The sequence below is a fragment of the Mesorhizobium sp. M0768 genome (assembly GCF_040320195.1).
In the GTDB taxonomy this organism is placed as follows: Bacteria; Pseudomonadota; Alphaproteobacteria; order Rhizobiales; family Rhizobiaceae; genus Mesorhizobium.
This window is the reverse complement of the sequence record NZ_JAMYPD010000002.1, coordinates 260,445-283,916: the sequence shown is the minus strand read 5'-3', so window position 1 is coordinate 283,916 and position 23,472 is coordinate 260,445. Positions and strand designations below refer to the sequence as shown.

Sequence of the window (23,472 nt, the reverse complement as noted above, 5' to 3'; positions counted from 1 at the left end):
AGGTCGGCGACGCCGATCCGCTTGGCAAGTTCCTTGGTCTTGAATTCATAGGCAATCGGCAGCACCGGCGTGCCGACGCAGAGCGACATGATCATCATGTGCATGCGCGTTGCGACGACGAAGTCGAAGCCTTTCACCAGTGCCATCAGTTGCTCCGGCGTGTGGAACGAAGCGTCCACGCGGACATGCTTGGCGATCTCCGGATCGAGTTCGGCAACGATAGCCCGCGCCGTCTTGGAATCATCATGGGCGTATTCCGGCACGCCCTGGCAGGTGGAGACGAAGGTGACCTCCTTGGCGTGGTCCCTGACCAGGATGGTCGCGATCGCGCGGATCGAGTCGATGTAGCGGCGCATGCCGCCCTCGCCGTCGCTGACATAGTTCCAGTGACGGACGGAAATGGCGACGCGGCCGGTGACGGTCGCCGACTGGCAGGAGGCCAGAATTTTTCCGATCCTGTCAGTATCGGCCAGGGCAAAGACGGCGTCGGCCACGACGTGGCATTTGCCGGGGTCTTTCACCATGTCCACAATGTGGCCTCGCGAACGTTCGTCGCGCAGCAGGATGAGCGGGCTCCGGTCGAAGATCGGGCTCAACTCCTGGCGATTGTAACTTTTGTTGAACGGGCCGAGCGATTGCGTGAAGAAGACGGGGTCCTTGCCCAGAATCGCGTCGATCCGGAATTGATTAAGTCGCCGTTCCAGATTGTAAGTCTCGACAAGATAGGTTCCGCCTGTCGTGACCACGAGGTCGGCGTCTTTGTAGATATCGAGACCACGGCGATTGCTTGAGCTGAACAAACGCCCGAGAACGCCGCGGGTGCCGAACCGCCGCAGGGCATTGAGGACGAGCCGATTGTAGATCGGCTTGAACAGGTTCTTCAGCCCGCTGCCGTATTTGTAGCGGAACAGAGATTCCGACAGCAGCTTGTGAAATTCGAGATCAGGATACTCTTTCTTCGTGTAGAGCCTCGCCGCCACCTCCGGCTGGCTGTCGAAAACGTAGAATTGGATATCGTCTTGCACGATCGTCTTGAAAACATGGCGGATCGCCAGGAGAATCGCTGCATCCCCGGTATTCAGGCAGACGGTGTTTTCAACCGCGATCTTCATGGAATGACCTCATTTCGTGAGTAGTCCCGTGCTTCCATCGACGGGTGCGAAGGGCGGATTGCAGGCGGGTTGGCCGAAAATGCTGCACGCCAAGGATGGTCCTCGCGTCGTGATTATTGGCGCGCAGCCCGATGGCAGGCCAACGCGCGGTCCATGTGGCCCAAGCAGAGCGAGATTAACCCATCGATTTTGCAGTGCAACAAAAAACGGGGATCTTTGCTACGCTGCAACCAAAAATGTTGCGATGCAGCAAGAGCTGTACTAGCATTGTCGCGGGCGGGCCAACAGCGGTCGAGTTTTCATGCTGCATGTCTTGTACTTGGTACACGACGTCTCCGACCCGGCAGTGCGCCGGCGGATCATAATGCTCAAGGCAGGCGGCGCCCAGGTTACGCTGGCGGGCTTTCGTCGTACGGCAAGCGCAGTTGCTGATGTCGAGGGCTTGCAGCCGATCGATCTCGGGCCGACTCGTGATGGCCGATTCGCCCAACGTCTGGCCGCGATCATGAAGGCAGTTGTCTCGACCGGCTCGAAGCTGAGCTCAATGCCACGGCCCGACCTCATTGTCGCGCGCAATCTGGAAATGCTGGCGCTTGCCCGCCGCGCCAGGTCGGCTTTCCAGGCAACGGTGCCGATCGTCTACGAGTGCCTGGATATCCATCGCCTGCTGCTTCGCGACGATCCGCTGGGATGGGCGATGCGCGGCGCAGAACGCTTCCTGGCTAGGGATGTGAAGCTTCTGGTGACCAGCTCTCCGGCCTTCATCGCCAACTATTTCAAGCCGTTCGGGCAGATTGCCGCCCCGGTCGAACTGCTCGAAAACAAGTATTTCGAGCCAGCCGCGGCCTCGCTGGATGACCGCGCGGCACCGGAGAACCCCGTTGCGCCGCCTTGGCGGATCGGCTGGTTCGGGGCGCTTCGCTGCCGTCGCTCCCTGGAGCTTCTGGCCGAATTTTCGCGCCGCCTCGACGGCCGCTTTGAAATCGTCCTCAGGGGCCGCCCGGCGCTGTCCGAATTTCCCGATTTCCACGGTTTCGTCGAATCGGAACCCTGGCTCTCGTTTGGCGGGCCCTACCGCAATCCCGAGGATATGGCGGCGATCTACCGCGAGGTTCACTTTTCCTGGGCCATCGACTTTTTTGAGCAGGGCCTGAACTCCGAATGGCTGCTGCCCAACCGGCTCTATGAGGGCTGCCGCTTCGGAGCCGTGCCGATTTCGATGGGAGCCACCGAAACCGGCCGGTTCCTCGACCGGCAAGGCATAGGGGTTCTTTTGCCAGAAGCGACGCCCGAGGCGCTCGAAGCCGCCGTCGGCACGATGGAGCAGCATCGGTTCGGGACATTGAGGGCGCGTGTTCTCGCCCGCAATCCGCGCACCTGGAGCTACGACCGCGCCGATTGTCGGGCGCTCGTCGAAAAGCTCCGCGGGCTGACTGCGGCTCCCGGTCCATATGCTGCCGAAGCATTGGCATAGAAGGACTGCCGATGACGCAAACCGAAATTCCATCCTGCACGATCGTGGTTCCGTGCCTGAACGAAGCGGCCCATATCGGCGCGTTGCTTCGAGAGCTCCGCCCTGCGGCCGAGAGGCTGGGCGCCGTGATCATCGTTGCCGATGGCGGCAGCACGGACGGCACCAGGACGATCGTCGCGGACATCGCCGCAAAAGATCAGCGGGTGACCCTGCTGCACAATGAAAAGCGCTTGCAGAGCGCGGCAATCAATCTCGCCGTCGCCAGGTTCGGGGAAGGCGTCGACTATCTCCTTCGCATCGACGCGCATGGCGGCTATCCTGCGGATTATTGCGACCGGCTGGTCGAAGAAGCGCAGGCCACCGGTGCGGATTCGGTCGTCGTCTCGATGCTGACCAGTGGCAGCGGCATGGTTCAGAAAGCAGCGGCAGCGGCGCAGAACTCCAGGCTCGGCACCGGCGGCTCCAAGCACCGGCATCTTTCGGCGGGAGAATGGGTCGATCATGGCCACCACGCACTGATACGGATATCGGCCTTCACCGCGGTCGGCGGCTATGACGAAACGTTCAGCCACAATGAGGATGCCGAACTCGACTATCGGCTCCGCCAGGCCGGTTACCGCATCTGGATGACCGGCAAGACGCAAATGGTCTACTACCCGCGTTCCTCGCTGAAGGGCCTCTATTTTCAGTATCTCGGCTATGGCCGTGGCCGGGCGAAGAACGTTCTCAAGCACCGCATGATCCCGAAGATCCGGCAGATGGTGCCGCTTCTAGTGTTCCCCGTGGTTCTTCTCGCCGCCTTTTCCTTCGTCCACTGGCTGGCGGCCGTGCCGCTTTTGCTATGGGCGTCAGTCTGCCTCGGCTACGGCTTTTGGACCGCTCTCAGCCAGCGCAAAGCCGACATTGCCCTTGCCGGCGTCTCGGCAATGGTCATGCATTTCGGCTGGTCGGTCGGTTTCTGGCTGCAACTGCTCGCACCGCGACCGCAGCGCGGGGTAGCGTGATGGACCCGGTCAGGAAAAATCGAAGCATCGATATCTGCGTCTGCACATTTCGCCGGCCGGAGCTTGCCGACACGCTTCGCTCCATAGCGGCCATGGATATGCCCGCGGGATTCGACGTCGGTGTTATCATCGCGGACAACGACGATACGCCGACGGCCGAACAGATGGTGACGACGCTGGCTGCGGAGTTGAAGCTGCCAATGACCTACCGGCACGCCCCGGCCCGCAACATCTCGATAGCGCGCAACGCTTGCCTCGATGCCAGTGCGGCGGATTTCGTCGCCTTTATCGACGATGACGAGACGGCCACCGCTGGCTGGCTTGCCGAACTGGTGGCGACGGCGGAAGCAACAGGTGCTGCGACGGTGCTTGGGCCGGTGCAAGCCCGTTACCTGCCGGATGCGCCCGCCTGGATGCGCAAAGGCGATTTCCACTCGACCTTGCCGGTCTGGGTGAGCGGCGAAATCCGCACCGGCTACACCTGCAACGTCCTGCTCAGGATTGGCGCTGAGAGCCTGCGCGGCCGGCGCTTCAGCCTGGCACGTGGCCAGACCGGCGGCGAAGATACGGAATTCTTCGACCAGATGGTCAAGGCCGGCGGCCGCATCGCCTTTTCGCCGGAGGCTTGGGTCGACGAAGCGGTGCCACCTGCCAGGGCGGCATTCGACTGGCTCGGCCGCCGCCGGTTCCGCGTTGGGCAGACGCATGGTCATCTTCTGGGGCGCAACGCACACGGCCTTGCCCGGCTCAAGCAGGTCGGCATTGCCGCGGCAAAGGCCGCCTACAGTTTCCTGTCGGCAATTCCGGTCGCCATCGACCCCGTACGTCGGAACCGCAGCGTGCTTCGCGGCATTATGCATGTCGGCGTCGTCAGCGGCCTCGTCGGGGTTCGTGAAATCCGCCAATACGGCCTGTCTTCGCCGCAGCAAGGGGGCAAGCGTGCAGCCTGACGTGAGCTTCGTGATTGCCGCCTACAATGCCGAGGCGACCATCGATCGGGCGATTGCCAGCGCCGTCGCCCAGCGCAATATCAGCGTCGAGGTCATCGTCGTCGACGACAAGTCGCGCGACCGGACGCTCGACCTGGCGAGATCCTACCCCGAAGACATCGTACACGTTGTCGCGCTTGAGCAAAACCGTGGCCCCGGCGGCGCCAGGAATGCCGGCCTTGAGCTTGCCCGCGGCAGGTGGGTCGCGGTCCTAGATTCGGACGACGCGGTCTATCCCGGGCGAATCTGCACCATGATCGAGCGCGCGGAGAAAGCGGGCGCCGAGATCGCGGTCGATAATCTGCAGGTCGTTCGCGAGGATGGCGTTGCCGAAGAGACGATGTTCCCGGCCGACTATCTGGAAGGCCTCGGTTCAATCTCGCTGGCGGATTTCATCGGCGGTAACGTCCTCTTCGAATCGAGGTTCAATCTCGGCTACCTCAAGCCGATCTTCCAGCGCCGGTTCCTGAACGAGAACGGGCTTCGTTACGATGAAAGCCTGATCATTGGCGAAGACTATATCCTCCTGGCCAGTGCTCTGGCTAAAGGCGGCAAATGCGTCGTCGAGCCGACGACGGGCTATATCTACCACATTCGCACCGGTTCCATCTCCCGGGTGCTCGAACTTCATCACGTCGAGGCGATGCGCAGGGCCGATGCCACCTTCGCCGCGACCCATTCCATGGATGCTGCGGCCGAGGCGGCGTTCGCCAGGCGCGCTCGCAGCCTGCGCCGGGCGGCATCATTCCTGTCGCTGGTCCAGCACATCAAGGCGCGGTCCCCGCTCAAGGCGATATGGACGGCGCTCAGCGATCCGGCGGCGGTTCGGCATATGAGCATGCCGATCGCCGTCCGGCTGCGAAGGGTAGCGGCACAGTTTGCCGTGGTGGCGGGGAGGTGAAGGGCTGCAGGTGAATGAAGACAGTTTCGCCGCCTGCGACAGGGTTGAAATCGATCTCCTCAGAAGGAACATGCAATGAAAAAAGTCAGGAAGGCAGTCATACCGGTGGCGGGGCTCGGAACGCGGTTCCTGCCGGCGACCAAGTCCATGCCGAAGGAAATGCTGCCGGTGGTCGACAGGCCTGTCGTGCAATATGCGGTTGACGAGGCGTTCGAGGCCGGCATCGAGCACATCGTCTTCGTCACCGGCCGCAACAAGGCGGTGATCGAGGACTATTTCGACCTGCATCCTGAACTGATCGGAACCCTGGAGCAGAGCGGCAAGAAGGCGCAACTCGAATCGCTTGAAAGCCTGCTTCCCGTCGCCGGCGCGACGAGCTTCATCCGCCAGCAGTCGCCGCAAGGCCTCGGCCATGCCGTCTGGTGCGCGCGCGAAGTCATCGGTGACGAGCCCTTCGCGTTGCTGTTGCCGGACATGGTATCCTTTGGCGGGCGCGGCTGTCTCGCCGAAGTCGCCGATCTTTATGCGCAGACTGGCGCAAACGTTATTGCCGTCGAGCGTTGCGACCCGACCGAGACCAGCAAATACGGCATTGTCGGGCGCGGCGCGGATGTCGGCACGGGCTTCGAGGTGACGGCCATGGTCGAAAAGCCGGCTCCTGCCAACGCGCCGTCGAACTTCTACATCAACGGCCGCTACATCCTGCAGCCCGAGATATTCTCGTTGCTTGCCAGCCAGCAACGCGGCGCCGGAAACGAGATCCAGCTGACCGACGCAATGGTGCGTCTCGCACAGACCCAGGCCTTCTTCGCCCAGCCTTTCGACGGCCGCATGTTCGACTGCGGTTCGAAGGAGGGTTTCATCCAGGCCAATATCGCTTTCGCGCTGGCGCGGGAGGACATGAAGGGCCCGATCTTCGAGATGCTGCAGGAATTCGTCCGGTCGCATCAGCGTCGGGAAGAAGCCGCATAATGTCCATTTTTTCGAGGCATTGTGGGTGCGGCTGATGACGCAGGACAGGCCGTTGCGCCGCGCGTAACGCGCACTGTGTCCGGCGCAAGGTTTGCACCTTATGTCCCGACCTTCGAGGCGGTAGCGCCTGCAAACTAGAATTGGACCGAAGATGAACTATGCCAATTTTCCTGTCGACAAGAGGACGCCATTGCCGGCTTCTAATGCGGCAAACGCCGAAGACTTCATCGACATCGAGCGCCTGCTTGGCATGGCCGCGCGGCAGGCGAAAGTGGTTGCCGCCTGCGCCGTCATCGGTCTCTTTCTCGGCGTGCTCTATTTGCAGACGACGCCTCCTACCTATGTGGCGACGAGCAGCGTGCTGATCGACGAAGGATTGAACAAGGTCGTCGACGACATTTCGGCGGCGTCGGTCAGCATGCAGACCGACTCCGCCGTTCTGAGCCAGATCGAAATACTACAGTCGGCCAGGCTGGCTGGGGTGGTCGTCGACAAGCTGAAGCTCGATCAGAACGACGCTTTCATGAACCCTCCGACGTCGGCCCTGTCGAAGGTTGCTGGCTTTGTGCGCGGTATCGTCCAGTCTGTCCGCCCCAAGCGCGCCGCTAGCACAACCGATGTCACTCAGCTTGATGCTGCGACGCGTGACGCGATCACCGCATCCTCATCGCCCCGTGACTACGCAATCTTCAAACTGCAGACCCAACTCGATGCCGAGCGGATCGGCCGGAGCTTTGTCATCAGCATCTCCTTCCAGGCGACGGATCCGGCGCTTGCGACCGCCATCACCAAGGCCTATGCCGATGCCTATCTAGCCGATCAACTCGATGCCAGCTTCGACGCGACCGAGCGGGCGGCGGTCTGGCTGCAAGGCAGGCTGACCGAGCTTCGTGAGAGCTCCCAGGCGGCTGCACTGGCGGTCGAAAAGTTCAGGGCCGAACACGGATTGGCCGTCAATGACGGCCAGCTGATCAGCGACAAGCAATTGTCCGATCTCAACACCCAGTTGATCGTCGCGCAGGCCGATACTGCACGTGCCGGCGCCCGCTATCAGCAGTACAAGTCGATCGTCGAAAGCGGCTCGGACAACGCGTTCAAGGACGCTGCGATATCGAACGACCAGCCGAGCAGCTCGGTCATCACGACGCTGAAGAACCGCTATCTCACCGTATCCAAGCGACAGCAGGATGTCGAAGCCAATTTCGGCCCGCAACATCCGCAGGCCGTCGCGCTCGCCAAGGAGAAGGCCGACATATCGGCGCAGATTTTCGGCGAGCTGAAGCAACTGACCGAAAGCTACCGCAACGAATACGAGGTCGCTCTGGCGCGCGAAACCGCGCTCCGCGCAAATGTCGCCTTGGCGGCTGGCAAGAGCTCCATCGACAACCAGTCGCAGGTCAAGCTGCGTGAGCTGGACCAAAAGGCGACGGCGCTGTCGACGCTCTACCAGACGTTCCTGAACCGCTATGAGGAGGCCGCCCAGCAGCAATCCTTCCCGGTCGGCAAGATCCGGGTCATCTCGGACGCGACGATGCCGCAGTCGGCCGCAACCCCCCGCACAGCCATCGTGCTGGGGCTTTCGCTGGCGCTTGGCATGATGCTGGGGGCAGGGGTTGGTGGCCTGAATGAATTCAGGGAACGCTTCTTCAGGACCGGCGAGGATGTGCGCGACCGGGTCGGCCTCAAATTCCTCGGCTACCTGCCGGTCATCGGCAAGGCTGGCAAGGATGACCAGCGCAATGGCGGTCAGCCTGACGTCAAAGTCGTTGAATCCAAGACCGCCAAGTCCTCCAAGTCCCAGCCCTCCAAAACATTGTCGGCAGCCGAAAAACGTGCGCGGATGCGGGTAACCGTCGATGCCCCGGCATCGATGTTCTCCGAGACGCTGCGCAACGCCAAGATCGCCTTCGATGTCGTCATGGAAGGCCAGGGCAGCCGGGTCATCGGCGTGGTCTCGGTGCTTCCCGGCGAGGGCAAGTCGACGGTGGCGGCCAATCTTGCCGGGCTGCTTGCCGTCAACGGATCGAAAACGCTGCTGATCGACGGCGACCTGCGCAATCCCGGCCTCAGCCGCAGCCTCGGTATGGAGGCCGAGCAGGGCCTGATGGAAGCTGTGGTGAGCGGGCAGACATGGCAGTCGGTCGGCAAGATCGACCGGCAGACCAAGCTGGCTATCATCCCGGCCGTCCTGCGTGGCCAGTTTTCGCATACCAGCGAGCTTCTGTCTTCAGCCGGCATGCGGCGTTTCATCGATAACGCCAAGGAAACCTTCGAATACATCATCGTCGATCTGCCGCCGCTCGGGCCTGTCGTCGACGCCAAGGCCTTCGCTCCGCTTGTCGACGGCTTCGTGCTGGTCACCGAATGGGGACGCACGCCGCGTGCGATGGTGCAATCCATGCTCAGCTCGGAGCCCTACATCGCCAAGAAGATCATTGGCGCGGTGCTGAACAAGGTCGAACTGAAGAAGCTGGCCAAATATGGCGCGATCGGCGGCTCGGAAAAATTCTTCGACAAATATTCGAGCTACTATCTGGAAAAATCGGAAGCGCGCACCAAGGCAGCCGCCTGAGCGACGACATCGCGCTCAGGAAAATATCAACCTGGCGCGGTTGTCGACGATCCTGAGGGCGGTCAGCTGGCCGGTTTGGAAGGCGCCGGTGTCTATGCCAAGCCGGCGTCCCTCGAGCTTCGGAGTGTCGACCGGCGTATGTCCGTGCACGACATAGCGGTCGAGAAGATGCGCAGCGTCGAAGAAGTCCGAACGGATATTCAGCAGGTCGTCCTCGTCCTGCGCGGCGAGGTCGATGCCGGGCCTGATGCCGGCATGGACGAACACGAATTTCGCCGAACAGACCATGACCGGCAGCGCGCGCATGAAGCTAATGTGGTCGGCTGGAATGACTTCCCGAATGCGCTTGTCGACCTCCTCGCTTGACCCATAGAGATCGGCCATGCGCGACGGGTCGACGCCGTAGGAAAACAGCGTTTGCAGGCCGCCTATCGCCAGCCACGACTCTCTCGAAATGATCCCGTCGACGTAGTTCAGCATCACGACTTCGTGGTTGCCGGCAAGGCAGATGCGCTGGAAATCACGGAGCGGTGGCGCCAGCAGATGATCGAGCACACGCGCCGACTGGGGTCCACGATCGACGTAGTCGCCAAGCATGATTATGAGCTTGCGCCCTTCGAAGGGCGCCGAATCGAGCACGATCTTCTGCTCCAGGGCGCGGAGTTCCTTGTAGCAGCCATGCACGTCGCCGATCGCATAGACGACTGCGCCCCGCATATCGATCTCCAGCCGCTGGCGTGCCGCGGCCTGGGGCTTTCTCGATCGCTGGAACAGGGTCACGTATGGCGTCTCGCATGGCTGTGGGTGCGTCTCGATTCCGAAACAACATGACGACACCGCGCGTGGATACCACGTCCGGCGCCGTTCGTTCCATACCGGAGCTTCGGACGCAACTCGGCTTCGGCGCCCATTACAGGCCGATGCCGCGGCGGTTCAGCGCGGCGGTGATCTCGTCGAGGATGGCCGGGTCGTCGATCGTTGCCGGCATGGCCCATTCCTCCTTGTCGGCGATCTTCTGCATGGTGCCGCGCAGGATCTTGCCGGAGCGCGTCTTCGGCAGGCGCTTGATCGTCACCACCGTCTTGAAGGCAGCGACCGGGCCGATCCGTTCGCGCACTAGAGTGACAACCTCGTTTTCGATGATGCCGGCGTCGCGGTCGACGCCGGCATTCAGCACGACGAAGCCGAGTGGAACCTGGCCTTTCATAGCATCGGCAATACCGACGACGGCGCATTCGGCGACGTCGGGATGCGCGGCCAGAATCTCCTCCATGGCGCCGGTCGATAGCCGGTGGCCGGCGACATTGATGATGTCGTCGGTGCGAGCCATGACATAGAGATAGCCGTCCTCGTCCATCATGCCGGCATCCGCGGTTTTGTAGAAGCCGGGGAACTCGTCGAGATAGGCTTGGCGAAACCGCTCGTCGGCATTCCACAGCGTCGGCAGGCAGCCGGGGGGCAACGGCAATCTCACCACGACATTGCCAAGCGTACCACGCTTGACCTCATGCCCGGCATCGTCGAGCACGCGGATGTCATAACCGGGCATCGGCACGCCGGGCGAGCCGTATTTGACCGGCAACAGGCCCAGTCCGGCGGGGTTGATGGTCATCGGCGAGCCGGTCTCGGTCTGCCACCAATGGTCGATCACCGGCAAGGTCAATTTCTGCTCCGCCCATTTGATGGTTTCGGGATCGGCGCGCTCGCCGGCGAGGAACAGCGTCCGGAATTTGGACAGGTCGTATTTCGGGACGAATTCGCCCTTCGGGTCCTGTCCTTTGATGGCGCGAAAGGCGGTTGGCGCGGTGAACAGCGCGACGACGCCATGCTCGGCGATCACACGCCAATAGGTGCCGGCATCGGGCGTGCCGACCGGCTTGCCCTCGAACAGGATCGTTGTGCAGCCATGCAGCAGCGGGCCGTAGACGATATAGGAATGGCCGACCACCCAGCCGACATCGGAAGCCGCCCAGAACACTTCGCCCGGTTTGACGCCGAACTCGTTTTCCATCGACCATTTCAGCGCGACCATATGGCCGCCATTGTCACGCACGATTCCCTTCGGCTGGCCGGTCGTGCCCGACGTGTAGATGATGTAGAGCGGATCGGTGGCAAGCACCGGAACACAGTCGACATTGGCACCCGCGGCCCGCTCCCGCGCCACGGCGTCGGCATAGTCGATATCGTGGTTTTCCCTGAGTTCGCAGCGCAGTTGGTCGCGCTGCAGGATAAGGCAGCTTTCCGGCTTGTGCCGCGACATCTCGATCGCCTTGTCGAGCAGCGGCTTATAGGCAACCACGCGCCCTGGCTCCAGGCCGCAGGAAGCGGAGATGATCAGCTTCGGCTTGGCGTCGTCGATGCGGGTGGCGAGCTCATGCGAGGCAAAGCCGCCGAAGACCACCGAATGCACGGCGCCGATCCGCGCACAGGCAAGCATGGCGAAGGCTGCTTCCGGCACCATCGGCATGTAGATGATGACGCGATCGCCTTTTTGGATGCCACGATTCTTGAGCACCGAGGTCAGCGCGATCACCTCGCGCTTCAACTCGGTATAGGTGAACTTCCTGATTGTGCCGGAAATCGCGCTGTCATGGATCAACGCGATCTGGTCGGCACGGCCGCCCGCCACATGACGATCGACGGCATTGAAGCAGGTGTTGCACGAGGCGCCAATGAACCACCTGCCATAGACGCCGGCATTGGCGTCGAACACCGTCTCAAAGGGCGAGAACCAGTCGATTTCGCCCGCGGCATCGGCCCAGAATTTTTCCGAGTCGCGTTTCCAGTCGTCATAGACCTCGTGGTAGCGTGACGCCATCCAGCTTCCTCCCCAGGAATGTTTGCTGTCCTTGAAATAGCGTATGCTGGTTTGTGTAACCATGTATTTGTGCGTTTCGTTTGCCGTCGTTCTAACTTGGCCGCAAGTGCGGGTCATGGTGGTCTGGGGGCCGGTATCGTTCGAATTTTCGGCATTAGGGGGCAGGGCGCGATGAAATTGCGATATGAGCTTGGGTTTGCCGCGGTTGCGACGCTGGCGGTGGTGCTCGCTTCAGCTGCTCAGGCAGGCGACGCGGCGGCTCGGCGCGTCATCGGCTTTTCGCCAGACGGCAACTACTTCGCCTTCGAACAGTACGGCACGCTCGATGCCGGTGCTTCGGATTCGGGCTGGTCGGAGATCGACATCATCGACACGCGGACCGATGAGTTCGTCGGCGGCAAGCCGATCGTCATCGCCGACGAGACGGAGGATTCGACATTGACGCTTGCGCAGGCGAGGGCACAGGCCGCCGAACTGGCGGCGCCCTTGCTGGCCAAATATGCCATCGCGCCGCGCGGCGAGCGGACTGCCTTGGACAGGTTCACCTTTCCCGACGACATGGTCGCCTACAATGACATTGCGCGCCTCGAGCAGGTTTCGCAAAAATGGCTTTCGCTGGCCTATGACGAGCTTGGCACCATCCAGCTCGAGCAGATCCGTGCCGACAGCACGGCGGATTGTTCAGCGAGTTTCGACGCGACGCAGCAAGGCGAAACGACCGGCAAGGCGCTCGGCTTTCGCCTGACGCTGCAGGGTCAGGACGGCAAGCCGATCAAGCTGCTGCATGAGGACAAGGCGGTGCCCGGTTCGAGGAATTGCCCGACTTCCTACAGCCTGTCGGAATCTTACGCATTCACCCCAGATGGAAAACCGGGCGTGCTTGCGGTGCTCGTGCAGCGCTTCAGCCAGGGATTTGAAGGGCGCGACCGCCGTTTCATCGCCGTGACTGGCCAGGCGCACTGAGGCAACGCGCTGAGACGTAGTCCGCTACCCGAGTTTGTTGTCCCTAAAGCGGGAGGGCAGCGAGCATAAGTCCGACCCCGCCGACGATCAGCAAGGCGGCTGCCAGCACCTTTCCATGGCGCTCGAAACCCGTCGGCGCCCGATCCCAATTGTAACGCATGCTCGAACTCCCCAAACCCGCAGATCCTTTATCTTACGCAGGGTGAGGAGGGCAACTGTCTGGCGATGCGCGGCGTTGCCGATACCGGTCTTGTCACCGACTATTTCTGGGGCATTCTCCGCCGCTACATGCCCCAGCGCAGCGCGGCCGTATGTACCGGTGCATCCCACCAAACAGCCGCCTCGTCGTCGAGCATGCTCAGCGTGATCGAACAGCCGGCCATATCGAGCGAGGTCACATAGGACCCGACCAGCGACCGGATCACCGTCACGCCGTGCTTCTCGAAGATTTTGCGGGCGCTGTTGTACATCAGATAAAGCTCCATCAACGGTGTGCCGCCAAAGCCGTTGACGAAGAGTAGCGCCTGGCCTCTGGCACCGTCGCCCAGGTCACCCAGGATTGCGGTACAGATCTCCTCGGCGATAGCATCGGCGCTTTTCAATGTGTCGCGCCGCCTCCCAGGCTCGCCGTGGATGCCGACCCCGAACTCCATCTCGCCGTCGCCGATATCGAAGGTCGGCTTGCCCGCCGCCGGCACGGTGCAACTGGTCAGCGCCACGCCCATCGAGCGCGTCGCGCCGTTGACGCGCTCGCCGAGCGCCTTCAACGGCTCCAGTGCCATGCCTTGTTCGGCCGCCGCGCCGACGATTTTCTCGACCACCAGCGTGCCGGCGACGCCGCGCCGGCCGGTGGTGTAGGACGAGTTTTCGACCGCAACGTCGTCATTGGTCACGATTTGCATCACGCCTTCCGACATTTCAGCGGCCATGTCGAAATTCATCACGTCGCCCTCGTAGTTCTTGACGATGAACAGGCAGCCGGCGCCCGTATTGACGACTTCGGCCGCCGCCATCATCTGGTCAGGCGTTGGCGAGGTGAATACCTGGCCGGGGCAGGCCGCATCCAGCATGCCGTGCCCGACGAACCCGCCATGTAGCGGCTCGTGACCCGAGCCACCGCCGGAGATCAGCGCCACCTTGCCCGGTGTGAGCAGCTTGCGGCGGACAAATTTGTGTTCCTCGCCAAGCGCCAGGATATCGGCATGCGCGGCAACGAAGCCGTCGAGGCTCTCGGTCAGCACCGTATCGACCGAATTCAAAAATTTCTTCATGGCCGTCCTCCCGAAATAGCCCAGCGTCAGCTGCCCTTGCCGGCGATGCTGGTGATCTTCTGGATGAAATCGTTGACCGCCCGGTCGAGCGCCGCGTTCTGCTTGTCGTCGCCGAAATCGGGAACGATCAGCGAGACATGGCGTGTCTTGCGCAAGCCTGCGGCCAGCGACATCTTTCCCGGATGCGCCCGATGGTAGGCCTCAAGGAAATGATCGCGTTCGGCCGGGCTGAAATGGCAGACGGAGAAGATAGCCGGCAAATGCTTCGACGGGATCGGCGTCGAATAGGCCGGGCTGGAAATCTGCGTGACGAAGCTGCGATGCTTGCCCAGCGCATCAGCGAGGCGCTGGCGCATGCCGGACGGGCGCTGGTCGATCACCTGCGACAGGATCGTCTTGTAGGCGCGGATCGCCTCTTCGGGGCCGGATTGCGACGCCTTGTCTGCCATACCGGGGCCTAGATCGAAACGTCCGCGATGGCCGCCTTGGCCATCGCGAGTTGGGCGGGAGCGACGGAGAGGTCACGCAGGCCGGTTTCGAGCAGCGCCGGGATCGAGGCGGGGTCGCCGCCGGCATCGCCACACAGGCTGACCGGGATATTATGCTCGCGGCCGAAGGCGGCAACCGAGGCGATCAGCCGGAGCACGGCCGGATGCCTGACGGAATTCAAATGTGCGACCGACGCATTGTCGCGCGCGGCGGCCATCACGTATTGGGTCAAATCATTCGAACCGATCGAGAAGAAAGCGGCCTTGGCGAATGCCTCCGGTGCGATGGCCACCGACGGCACCTCGACCATGATGCCAAGCGGCGGCATTTTGTGCGCGATGCCGCGCGCCAAAAGGTCAGCCTGCTCCTCAGCGAACAGCGCGGTGGCGTGTTCATACTCTTCCGGAACAGCGATCATCGGGAACATCACCTTCAGATTGCCGTGCATGGCGGCACGTAGCAAGGCGCGGATCTGCACACCAAAGACCTCCGGACGCATCAGCGACAGCCTGATCCCGCGCAGGCCAAGGAATGGATTACCTTCCTCGACGGTCAGGCCCGGCACAGGTTTATCGCCGCCCGCATCGACAGTACGGATCGTCACCGGCCTGTCGCCTGCCCATTCCAGCACTCTACGGTAGGCGCGATACTGCGTCTCCTCGTCCGGCAGCGTCTTGCCGAACAGGAATTCGGTCCGCATCAGCCCGACACCGTCGCACGCCGCAGCATCGATGCGGTCGACATCGGACGGATCGGCAATATTCACCTGCACGTGGACCGCTATGCCGGTCTTCGTTGCTGCCGGCCTTGTCAAATAGGCTGCCGCTTTGTCGCGATGCGCCGCGAAAGACGACGACGATCGCCGGAATGCGTCGATCTCCACTTTCGAAGGCGCCAACACGATGCCGCCATGTTCGGCATCGAGCAGTGCGATTCCGGCAAGGTGAGCCGGCGAAGCACCGGGCCCGGCTACCCCACGCGCTACGAGCCCCAACCCCACCACCATTGGCACGCCGCGTGAGCGTGCCAGCATTGCGACATGACTTGCGGCACTTCCGGCCGTAAGTGCTATGCCGCCGCCGGCACTCCAGTCGGTTTCGAGGAAGCGCGTCGGTGCGATATCCTCGCCGTAGAAGATCGCACCTGCCGGCGCGGCAATGTCGCCGCCCCCGGCAAGCGCGCGTAGCACCTGGTCGCGTATGTCGCGCATGTCGGCCGCGCGCGCCCGGAAATAGTCCTGCTCGGATGTTTCATAGCCGGCTATCTCGGCGTCGAGCGCTTTTCGCCAAGCCACATCAGCAGCCATGCCCTCGGCAATTCGCTCAAAGGCCGGGCCGGTCAGCGCGTCGTCCTCCAGCATGGCGAGCTGGAATTCGAGGATACCGGCCGCCTCGCTGTCGCTGGTTTCCATCAATGTCGCGAGCCGGCCTGCGGCAATGGAGATGGCGGCCTCAAGCGCCGCCTTCTCGTCCGCGGCAGTCGCCTTGCGGACATAACGCACAGCAGCCTGGTCCAGATTGAACAGCGGCCCCTCGGCATAGCCGGCCGATGCCGAAATGCCCTGCAGCCTAAGCGGTTCGGGCATGGTCCTTGCCTTCGTCGAAATCGCGCCGCACCAGCTCGACCAGTGCGCCGACCGCCTCGCCGGCGCCGTCCCCTTTGGCTCTGATATGCAGGACAGTGCCTTTCGGCGCTTTCGCCGCCATCACCTTGACGATGCTCTTGGCGTCGAACCATGGCCCGTTGGCGGCGAGCGCAATCTCGACGTCGGCCGAAAACGTCTTGGCAAGCTTGGTGAACTTCACCGAAGGACGCGCATGCAGTCCCACCTCATGGGTGATCAGGACGCTGGCTTCGGCTGCTGCGGACATGCTTGTCAAAATTCCCGTTCGTTCACGACGGCGACAATTCGTGCGCCGTCGCCACCACTTCCCTGAGCGAGGCGCCGCCGGAAGCCTCGGTCGCCGCCATCACCGCGCCTTCGACGATCGGCGCATTGCAGACGATGATCTTCTGGGCGCGTGGTTCGCCGATCATCTCGACCGCCATCTCGCTATTGGTCTCGGCACCGCCGAGATCGACGAGGATCGCGACCCCCGCCTCCGACCAGGCCTTGTCGATGGCGTCCATGATCGCCTCGACATTGGTTCCCAGCCCGCCATGGCCGTTTCCCCCGCACCATGCAAGCGGCACTTCGTTGCCGACCATCTGCCGCACCATGTCGGCGGTGCCTTCGGCGACCAGCGGCGAATGCGATACGATGACGATGCCGACATTGCTCATGCGCGCCTCTCGATTGCCTCCGCTACGGCCCGCACCAGAAGCGCAGTCGAGCGTGCGCCGGCATCCATATGACCGATCGAACGGTCGCCAAGGAACGAGGCGCGCCCACGCAGCGCCTTCATCGGCACGGTCGCGTCGGCCGCGTTGTCGGCGATCTCGACGATGTCCGCTGCCGTCTTTCCCTGCAGCAGGGCCTCATGCACCGGCTGCAGCACGTCGAGCATGGTTTTTTGCCCGGCCTGCGACTTGCCTCTGGCTGCAACCGCTTCGATCGCCTTGCCGAAGGCCGCCGCCAGGTCGGCGCGACCCGGCGCGGCGGAAATCTCCTTGCCGAGCGCCATGAACAGCGTGCCGAACAAGGGACCGGAGGCTCCGCCGACGGTCATCACCAGTTTGGTGCCGATCGCCTTCAGCGCCTCGGGCAACGGCTTTGTCGCAAACGCGCCGGCCTCGGCCCGCACTGCCTCGAAGCCGCGTTTCATGTTGAGCCCATGGTCGCCGTCGCCGATGGCCTGGTCGAGACTGGTCAGCTCGTCGGCATGTGCGGCGATCGTGTTTGCCGCCGCCTCGATCAGCCTGGAAATATCCGCTGCCGCCATGTCACCCATGCTCCTGGCCCCTGCGCTGCCGGCAGTACGAGAAAATTGCATATCCGGCAATTGAAGCATTCTTTTCCCCAGTCAAGCGGGTTCGAGCAACGCAGCGAGGGCAGTGAAGACCTCGGCGACGGCAAAGGCGCCGGGGTCGACCACGCCGTCGAGCTGGCTGCCAATATAAGCGGACCGCCCGGCCTTGGCCTTGCGCATGGCAGCGGTGGCCTCGGCTCCGCGTTGCGCCCCGACCGCCGCATCTTCCAGACTCCCCCTATCCAGCGCCCTCAAGGCGGGTTCCAGGGCATCGATCATCGTGCGATCGCCGACCCTCGCTCCACCATAGAAGGACATCCGATCGAGGCCGGCGAGAAGCGCCTTGGGAAGCGTTTCGCCAGACTCCAGCGCCTGCGCGGCGGCGGTGAAGAAGATCGACAACAGCACGCCGCTAGAGCCGCCCATGCTGGCGCTCAGGATGTCGCCGACGACGGCGAGCGTTGCGGCAGGCTCAGCGAGCGGCAGTGTCGCAATGCGGCCAAGCACGCTGCGCGCACCGGCCGCCACAGTCGATCCGGTGTCACCGTCTCCCGCCTTGGCATCCAGTCCGTTCAACGCGCCTTCAAGCGAGATCAGCCGTTCGCAGACCGCGACAACCAACCGGTCGGTGCGTGCGTCCTGGCTGGCTTTCGACGCGTTGTTCGGGCCGGCGGCTTTGGCCATCGGCACGACGCTGGCTTGGCGAACGGCTCTTGCCGGCAGCCAGGCGTGAGGGCCTACCGGCGCCCGCAACGCCGCTTCGCGCGACGCATCGAGCCGGATCAGCGACAGGGAAAAGCCGTTCATGTTGAGCGCGGTCACAAGCTGCCCGGGCCCGATTGTCAGCGTCACCTTTTGTGCCAGCGGTGAAGCCAATACCGCATTGGCGACAAGCAACATTTCCAGCGGTGGCACCGAACCGAGATTATTGATCAGCAAGGCGTAGTCGCTGACCGGATCGAGCCGCGCGGCAAGGCGCTCCGACATGATCGCAACCAGCCTTTCGGCACTTTGCACCGCAATCCGCTCAACGCCCGGTTCGCCATGGATGCCGAGGCCGAGTTCAGCGTCGTCGGCGCCAAATCTTTCGTCATGGCTCTGACCGGGGATCGAGCAGGATGACAGCGATATGCCGAGCGAAACGATATCCGCCGCCGCGGCCCGCGCCGCAGCGGCAACCGTCGCCAGGTCAATGCCGGCTTCCGACAGGTGGCCGGCGATCTTGTGCACGAACAAGGTGCCGGCCACGCCACGCGGCTGGGCAATGTCCGGCAGGGCGATATCGTCGGCGACAATCACCATCTCGACTCGAAAACCTTCGGCGCGCGCCTTCTCGGCTGCCAGGCCGAAGTTGAGGCGATCGCCGGTATAGTTCTTGACGATCAGCAGGCACCCGGCGGGACCGGTCACCGCGCGGATGGCGGCCAATACCGCTTCCACGCTCGGCGAAGCAAAGATCTCGCCCGAAACCGCCGCCGTCAGCATGCCAATGCCGACAAAGCCGGCATGGGCAGGTTCGTGCCCGGCCCCGCCGCCGGAAATGACCGCGACCTTCGTCTTATCCCAGTCCGCGCGGAGAATGACCTTGATCTCGGGATAGCCGTCGAGGCGAGCGAGATCGCCGGCGCCGGTCGTACCGAGGAAGCCGTCCAGGGCCTCAGTTACGATCGTATCCCTGCGATTGAAAAAATGCTTCATCGAATTGGTCCAGTCCGGTGCCCGAAATTGCCGGTTGAAAGGTGCCAGGAAAACACTCGCGCAGCGCTCACATCAGCCGTCGCCCATCGGCGCCGAAATACAGCGGCGAGCGATAGCGGATCATGATCCTGTCGCCCTGCGCCAGGTCGGTGTCGGTTAGCGTCACCAGCTTCCTGGCCCCCACCGTCACATGCAGATGGTTCTGGTCGCCGAGATGCTCGACCCAATCGACGACGCCGTCGGCATGGCCGTTCGCCACCTTCTCGATCGAAAGATGTTCGGTACGAGCACCGATCGTCTTTGTTCCCGCCGGCGCGCCGCCATCCGGCAGCAGTCCGACCGGCAACAAATTGATTGCCGGTTGGCCGAGCCTTGCGGCGACGTGAAGGTTTGCCGGCTCAGAATAGATCATGCGCGGGGAACCGATCTGCACCAGCACGCCGTCGGCGAGAATGCCGATGCGGTCGGCCATGGTCATCGCTTCGATCTGGTCGTGCGTGACGTAGAGCATTGTGGCGCCGAGTTCCGCCTGGATGCGCTTCAGCTCTAGCCTGAGATCGGCGCGCAGCTTGGCGTCGAGCGACGACAGCGGCTCGTCCATCAGGTAGATCGACGGCTTGCGCACCAAGGCGCGGCCGATGGCGACGCGCTGCATCTCGCCGCCAGAGAGTTTGGTCGAGCGATTATTCAGCTTGTGGTGGATGCGCACCATCTTGGCCACGTCCTCGACGCGGCGGCGGATCTGATCCTCCGGCATTTTCCGTGCTGGCGAGCGCAGCGGAAAGGCGAGGTTGTCGTAAACCGACAGATGCGGATAGAGCGAATATTGCTGGAATACGAAAGCGGTGTCGCGCTCGGCCGGCGACAGCGTCGTCGTGTCGTGGCCGGCAATATGGATCGAGCCCGCTTCCGGACGCTCCAACCCGGCGATCAGCCTGAGCGTCGTCGTCTTGCCGGCGCCGGTCGGCCCGAGCAGCACGACGAATTCCCCGTCGGCGATATGCAGGTCGAGATTGTCGACGGCGACATGCTCGCCAAAAGCCTTGGTCACGCTTTTGATGTGAACGTCAGCCATGATGTGCTCTCCCCTGGGAGGCCGAGTCATGGATTTCGGTGCGCACCGCACGCCCGGATCCTTTTGCGAACAGCGACAGCCGCGCGCTGCTCAGCGCCAGGCCCACATGATCGCCCGGATTGAGCCGGATTTCGGCCGGCACCCTGGCCTTGATGATGCCGTCCGCTGTCTCCACCGCGACGATCTGAGTGGTGCCGAGATATTCCGTGCCGTAAATAGCACCGCGCAGCTTCGAAGCGTCATCGAAGCGGATGTGCTCCGGTCGGATGCCAAGCGCCATCTCGGCCGGCGCGACGTCCTCGCGGATCTCCGGCACGGCCACCTTCGCGCCTTGCACAACAATTTCCCTGGCGCCCTTTGAAAGCCCGCCGCCGAAGCCGAGGAAATTCATCGGCGGCGAGCCGATGAAGTCGGCGACGAACATCGTCGCCGGCCGGTCGTAGATCTCGCGCGGCGTGCCGAACTGCTCGATGACGCCGTGGTTCATCACCGCGATCTTGTCGGCCATCGACATCGCTTCCATCTGGTCATGCGTGACATAGACGGTGGTGGCGTGAATGCGGTTGTGCAGTTCTCGCAATTCATGGACCATCAGGTCGCGGAATTCGGTGTCGAGCGTGCCGAGCGGCTCATCCATCAGGAAGCATTTTGGCCGCCGTACGATGGCGCGGCCGAGCGCCACGCGCTGGCGATCGCCGCCGGCAAGCCCGGAGACCGATTTGTTGAGCAGATGGTCGATCCGCAAAAGCTTCGCCGTCTCCTCCACTCGGCTCCGGATTTCAGCGCCTGGCACGCCTTGCGCCAGCAGTGGAAAGCCGATGTTCTTCCGCACATTCATGTGCGGATAGAGCGCGAACAGCTGGAAGACGAAGGCGATGTCGCGCTCGCGGGCACGTCGCATGGTGACGTCCTCGCCGCCAAGCAGGATCTTGCCGCCGGTCGGCAGTTCGAGCCCAGCGATCATGCGCAACGTCGTCGTCTTGCCGCAGCCGGACGGCCCCAGCATGACGAAGAATTCGCCGTCCTCGACGACGAAGTTGGAATCCTGCACGGCGACGAAATCGCCGAATGCCTTCCTCAGATGTTCGACCCTGATCTCGGCCATCGTCTACTCCGGAAATTTCGAGACGATGATGAACATCGCCGTGCCCGCAAGCATGGTGATGAAGGAATAGGTGTAGAGCACCAGTGCGAAGGGCTGGAACAGCATCAGGAAGCCGATGGCGATGATCGCGGTGGCGACGTTTTCCATCAGCCCGCGCCTGGCCCAGACGGGCCAGCGCGATTTGCGTTTTGCGGTCATGCTCATTTACGCACCGCGCCAAAGGTGATGCCGCGCAGCAATTGCTTGCGAAGCAGGATGGTGAAGACCAGGATCGGCACCAGGAAGATCGTCGTGCCGGCCGCGACCGCCGGCCAGTCCTGACCGCCTTCGCCGATGATGGTCGGAATGAAGGGCGGCGCGGTCTGCGCCGTGCCCGAGGTCAGCAGCGCAGCGAAGGCATATTCGTTCCAGGCAAAGATCAGGCAGAAGATGGCGGTTGCGGCAATACCGGTGGTCGCCTGCGGCAGCACCGTGCGCCAGAACGCCTGCAGTCTGGTGTAGCCGTCGATCATCGCCGCTTCTTCATATTCGCGCGGGATCTCGTCGATGAAGCCTTTCAGCAGCCACACCGCCAAGGACACGTTGACCGCCGTATAAAGCAGGATCATGCCGAGAGCCGTGTCCGACAGGCCAAGCTCCCGGTACATCAGGTAGATCGGGATGGCGACCGCGATCGGCGGCATCATCCGCGTCGACAGGATGAAGAACAGAAGGTCGTCGGCGAGCGGCACCTTGAAGCGCGAAAAACCATAGGCCGACAGCGTGCCGAGGAAAACCGCGCAAAACGTCGAGCCGAACGCGATAATCAGCGAATTGACGAAGCGCGGCATGAAGTTGGACGGGCCGGCGATCACCATATTGCGCTTGCGCACCGTCTCGTCGCACAGGCCCGTCGCCGGTCCCAGCGAGTTGATGTATTCCGGTGTTTGCCGAGTCCGGGTCGAGAACAAATTGCAGTAGCCCTCGAGGCTGGGCTGGAACAGGATCTTCGGCGGATAGGCGATCGAATCCGGCGGCGTCTTGAAGCTGGTGGCGAAGATCCACAGCAGCGGCACGATCGAGATCAGCGCGTAGGCGACGATGATGGCGCCGGCGACGCGCTTCGACGTGGCCGACGGCGCGACAACGGAATGGGCTGACGTTAGGCTCATCTCTGCTTCACCTTGTTGAGCGCCTTGACGTAGATGTTTGCGAGGCCAAACACTGCGACGAACAGGATGATGGCGAAAGCCGAGGAATAGCCCGTCCGCCAGCTTTCGAAGGCCTGCCGCTTCAGCGTGATCGAGGCCACTTCGGTGGTCGATCCCGGCCCGCCGCCGGTGAGCAAATTGACCATGTCGAACATCTTGAAGTTCTCGATGCCGCGAAACAGCACCGCCAGCATGATGAAGGGCAGCGCCATCGGCAGCGTGATCGACCAGAACTGCCGCCAGTTGGAGGCGCGGTCGACCTCGGCCGCTTCGTAGATGTATTCGGGGATCGAGCGCAGGCCGGCGAGGCAGATCAGCATTACGTAAGGCGTCCACATCCAGGTGTCGACGATGATGATCGACCATGGCGCCAGTGACACGTTGGAGAGCATGCTGATCTCGGTTGCCGGAATGCCGGTGACGAACGAAACGGCGTAGGCGAACAGCCCGATCTGCGGCTCGTAGAGAAAGCGCCAGAAATTGCCGACCACCGCCGGCGATAGCATCATCGGCACCAGGATGATGGTCGTCCAGAAGGCGTGGCCGCGGAACTTGCGGTCGATCAGCCAGGCCAGAGTGAAGCCGATCAGCGTCTGCAGCAGGATGGTCCAGAACACGAAATGCGCCGTCGTCTGCATGGCGATCCAGATGTCCTGGTCGGCGAGGATGCGCTTGTAGTTGGCCAGCCCGAGGTTCTTCACAACCTCGTTGGCCCGATTGGCGCGAAAATTGGTGAAGGACAGATAGATTGCCCAGAACAGCGGAAAGATGTTGATAGCTAACAGCAACAGGATCGTCGGCGAGATGAACAGCCAGGCGAGGCCCTTGTCGCTGATGCCCCGGACCTTGCGGGCCAACGGCTCGGGCGTAGCCCGGGCAACGCTGTCCGCCGTCCGATTGAGCATGGTCAGTCCTGCTTCGGTCACTTGG

The 23,472-nt window shown here is 62.7% G+C and carries 21 protein-coding genes and 1 pseudogene; 7 read left to right on the top strand and 15 right to left on the bottom strand.

Going from position 1 to position 23,472, the window contains the following annotated elements:
* Nucleotides 1-59: 59 nt before the first annotated feature.
* Nucleotides 60-1,112 (bottom strand): annotated as a pseudogene (locus tag NKI08_RS03670) (polysaccharide pyruvyl transferase family protein); the annotation flags it as partial.
* 301 nt (nucleotides 1,113-1,413) lie between these two features.
* Here NKI08_RS03670 and NKI08_RS03665 point away from each other — a divergent pair.
* From NKI08_RS03665 to NKI08_RS03640, 6 genes are all read left to right on the top strand, one after another.
* Entirely contained in the window at nucleotides 1,414-2,586 is a 1,173-nt protein-coding gene (locus NKI08_RS03665; protein ID WP_352469927.1) for a glycosyltransferase family protein, read from the top strand.
* Between the two features lie 11 nt (nucleotides 2,587-2,597).
* Nucleotides 2,598-3,590 carry a glycosyltransferase family 2 protein gene (locus NKI08_RS03660; RefSeq protein WP_352767244.1) on the top strand — a complete coding sequence of 331 codons (993 nt, stop codon included), beginning with the start codon at nucleotides 2,598-2,600 and terminating at the stop codon, nucleotides 3,588-3,590.
* Nucleotides 3,590-4,540: a glycosyltransferase family 2 protein gene (locus tag NKI08_RS03655; protein ID WP_352681433.1), complete on the top strand. Its 951-nt coding sequence runs from the start codon at nucleotides 3,590-3,592 to the stop codon at nucleotides 4,538-4,540. Before NKI08_RS03660 ends, NKI08_RS03655 begins: the two co-directional genes overlap by 1 nt.
* The gene (locus tag NKI08_RS03650) at nucleotides 4,530-5,480 is read left to right on the top strand and encodes a glycosyltransferase family 2 protein (RefSeq protein ID WP_352767242.1); all 951 of its coding nucleotides are present in this window, start codon (nucleotides 4,530-4,532) and stop codon (nucleotides 5,478-5,480) included. Before NKI08_RS03655 ends, NKI08_RS03650 begins: the two co-directional genes overlap by 11 nt.
* A gap of 75 nt (nucleotides 5,481-5,555) precedes the next feature.
* Nucleotides 5,556-6,452, top strand: coding sequence for a UTP--glucose-1-phosphate uridylyltransferase (locus NKI08_RS03645; RefSeq protein ID WP_352681429.1), 897 nt, complete (start codon nucleotides 5,556-5,558; stop codon nucleotides 6,450-6,452).
* Between the two features lie 151 nt (nucleotides 6,453-6,603).
* A complete protein-coding gene (locus NKI08_RS03640; RefSeq protein ID WP_352469932.1) occupies nucleotides 6,604-9,024 on the top strand; it encodes a polysaccharide biosynthesis tyrosine autokinase in 2,421 nt (806 codons plus the stop codon).
* A 15-nt stretch (nucleotides 9,025-9,039) separates the two neighbouring features.
* Here the strand turns inward: NKI08_RS03640 and NKI08_RS03635 are convergent, their stop codons facing one another.
* Nucleotides 9,040-9,741 carry a metallophosphoesterase family protein gene (locus NKI08_RS03635; protein WP_352469933.1) on the bottom strand — a complete coding sequence of 234 codons (702 nt, stop codon included), beginning with the start codon at nucleotides 9,739-9,741 and terminating at the stop codon, nucleotides 9,040-9,042.
* Between the two features lie 193 nt (nucleotides 9,742-9,934).
* Nucleotides 9,935-11,842 carry a propionyl-CoA synthetase gene (locus NKI08_RS03630; protein WP_352681427.1) on the bottom strand — a complete coding sequence of 636 codons (1,908 nt, stop codon included), beginning with the start codon at nucleotides 11,840-11,842 and terminating at the stop codon, nucleotides 9,935-9,937.
* Between the two features lie 171 nt (nucleotides 11,843-12,013).
* On the opposite strand from NKI08_RS03630, the gene NKI08_RS03625 reads away from it, so the two are divergent.
* The gene (locus tag NKI08_RS03625) at nucleotides 12,014-12,805 is read left to right on the top strand and encodes a DUF2259 domain-containing protein (RefSeq protein WP_352767238.1); all 792 of its coding nucleotides are present in this window, start codon (nucleotides 12,014-12,016) and stop codon (nucleotides 12,803-12,805) included.
* Between the two features lie 284 nt (nucleotides 12,806-13,089).
* Here NKI08_RS03625 and dhaK read toward each other — a convergent pair whose 3' ends face one another.
* The 12 genes from dhaK to NKI08_RS03565 form a co-directional block, all read right to left on the bottom strand.
* Entirely contained in the window at nucleotides 13,090-14,076 is a 987-nt protein-coding gene (dhaK, locus tag NKI08_RS03620; RefSeq protein ID WP_352454687.1) for a dihydroxyacetone kinase subunit DhaK, read from the bottom strand.
* A 26-nt stretch (nucleotides 14,077-14,102) separates the two neighbouring features.
* The gene (locus tag NKI08_RS03615) at nucleotides 14,103-14,525 is read right to left on the bottom strand and encodes a hypothetical protein (RefSeq protein ID WP_023676327.1); all 423 of its coding nucleotides are present in this window, start codon (nucleotides 14,523-14,525) and stop codon (nucleotides 14,103-14,105) included.
* A gap of 8 nt (nucleotides 14,526-14,533) precedes the next feature.
* Nucleotides 14,534-16,150 (bottom strand): phosphoenolpyruvate--protein phosphotransferase, encoded by a 1,617-nt coding sequence (gene ptsP / locus NKI08_RS03610; protein ID WP_352469936.1) that lies wholly within the window; start codon nucleotides 16,148-16,150, stop codon nucleotides 14,534-14,536.
* On the bottom strand, nucleotides 16,134-16,436 hold the full coding sequence (locus NKI08_RS03605; protein ID WP_023676329.1) for an HPr family phosphocarrier protein: 303 nt from the start codon (nucleotides 16,434-16,436) through the stop codon (nucleotides 16,134-16,136). The genes ptsP and NKI08_RS03605 overlap by 17 nt, the downstream gene beginning before the upstream one ends.
* Before the next feature lie 22 nt (nucleotides 16,437-16,458).
* On the bottom strand, nucleotides 16,459-16,848 hold the full coding sequence (gene dhaM, locus NKI08_RS03600; protein WP_352469937.1) for a dihydroxyacetone kinase phosphoryl donor subunit DhaM: 390 nt from the start codon (nucleotides 16,846-16,848) through the stop codon (nucleotides 16,459-16,461).
* Nucleotides 16,845-17,447 carry a dihydroxyacetone kinase subunit DhaL gene (dhaL, locus tag NKI08_RS03595; RefSeq protein WP_352767236.1) on the bottom strand — a complete coding sequence of 201 codons (603 nt, stop codon included), beginning with the start codon at nucleotides 17,445-17,447 and terminating at the stop codon, nucleotides 16,845-16,847. Before dhaL ends, dhaM begins: the two co-directional genes overlap by 4 nt.
* Nucleotides 17,448-17,528: 81 nt before the next feature.
* The gene (locus NKI08_RS03590) at nucleotides 17,529-19,172 is read right to left on the bottom strand and encodes a dihydroxyacetone kinase subunit DhaK (RefSeq protein ID WP_352767234.1); all 1,644 of its coding nucleotides are present in this window, start codon (nucleotides 19,170-19,172) and stop codon (nucleotides 17,529-17,531) included.
* A gap of 67 nt (nucleotides 19,173-19,239) precedes the next feature.
* On the bottom strand, nucleotides 19,240-20,247 hold the full coding sequence (locus tag NKI08_RS03585) for an ABC transporter ATP-binding protein (RefSeq protein WP_352767232.1): 1,008 nt from the start codon (nucleotides 20,245-20,247) through the stop codon (nucleotides 19,240-19,242).
* Nucleotides 20,240-21,352 carry an ABC transporter ATP-binding protein gene (locus NKI08_RS03580; protein ID WP_352448470.1) on the bottom strand — a complete coding sequence of 371 codons (1,113 nt, stop codon included), beginning with the start codon at nucleotides 21,350-21,352 and terminating at the stop codon, nucleotides 20,240-20,242. The genes NKI08_RS03585 and NKI08_RS03580 overlap by 8 nt, the downstream gene beginning before the upstream one ends.
* 3 nt (nucleotides 21,353-21,355) lie before the next feature.
* Nucleotides 21,356-21,556, bottom strand: a complete 201-nt coding sequence (locus NKI08_RS03575) for a hypothetical protein (protein WP_023676334.1) — start codon at nucleotides 21,554-21,556, stop codon at nucleotides 21,356-21,358.
* On the bottom strand, nucleotides 21,553-22,503 hold the full coding sequence (locus NKI08_RS03570) for a carbohydrate ABC transporter permease (protein WP_352448471.1): 951 nt from the start codon (nucleotides 22,501-22,503) through the stop codon (nucleotides 21,553-21,555). The genes NKI08_RS03575 and NKI08_RS03570 overlap by 4 nt, the downstream gene beginning before the upstream one ends.
* Nucleotides 22,500-23,447 carry a carbohydrate ABC transporter permease gene (locus NKI08_RS03565; protein WP_352767425.1) on the bottom strand — a complete coding sequence of 316 codons (948 nt, stop codon included), beginning with the start codon at nucleotides 23,445-23,447 and terminating at the stop codon, nucleotides 22,500-22,502. Before NKI08_RS03565 ends, NKI08_RS03570 begins: the two co-directional genes overlap by 4 nt.
* Between the last annotated feature and the right edge of the window lie 25 nt (nucleotides 23,448-23,472).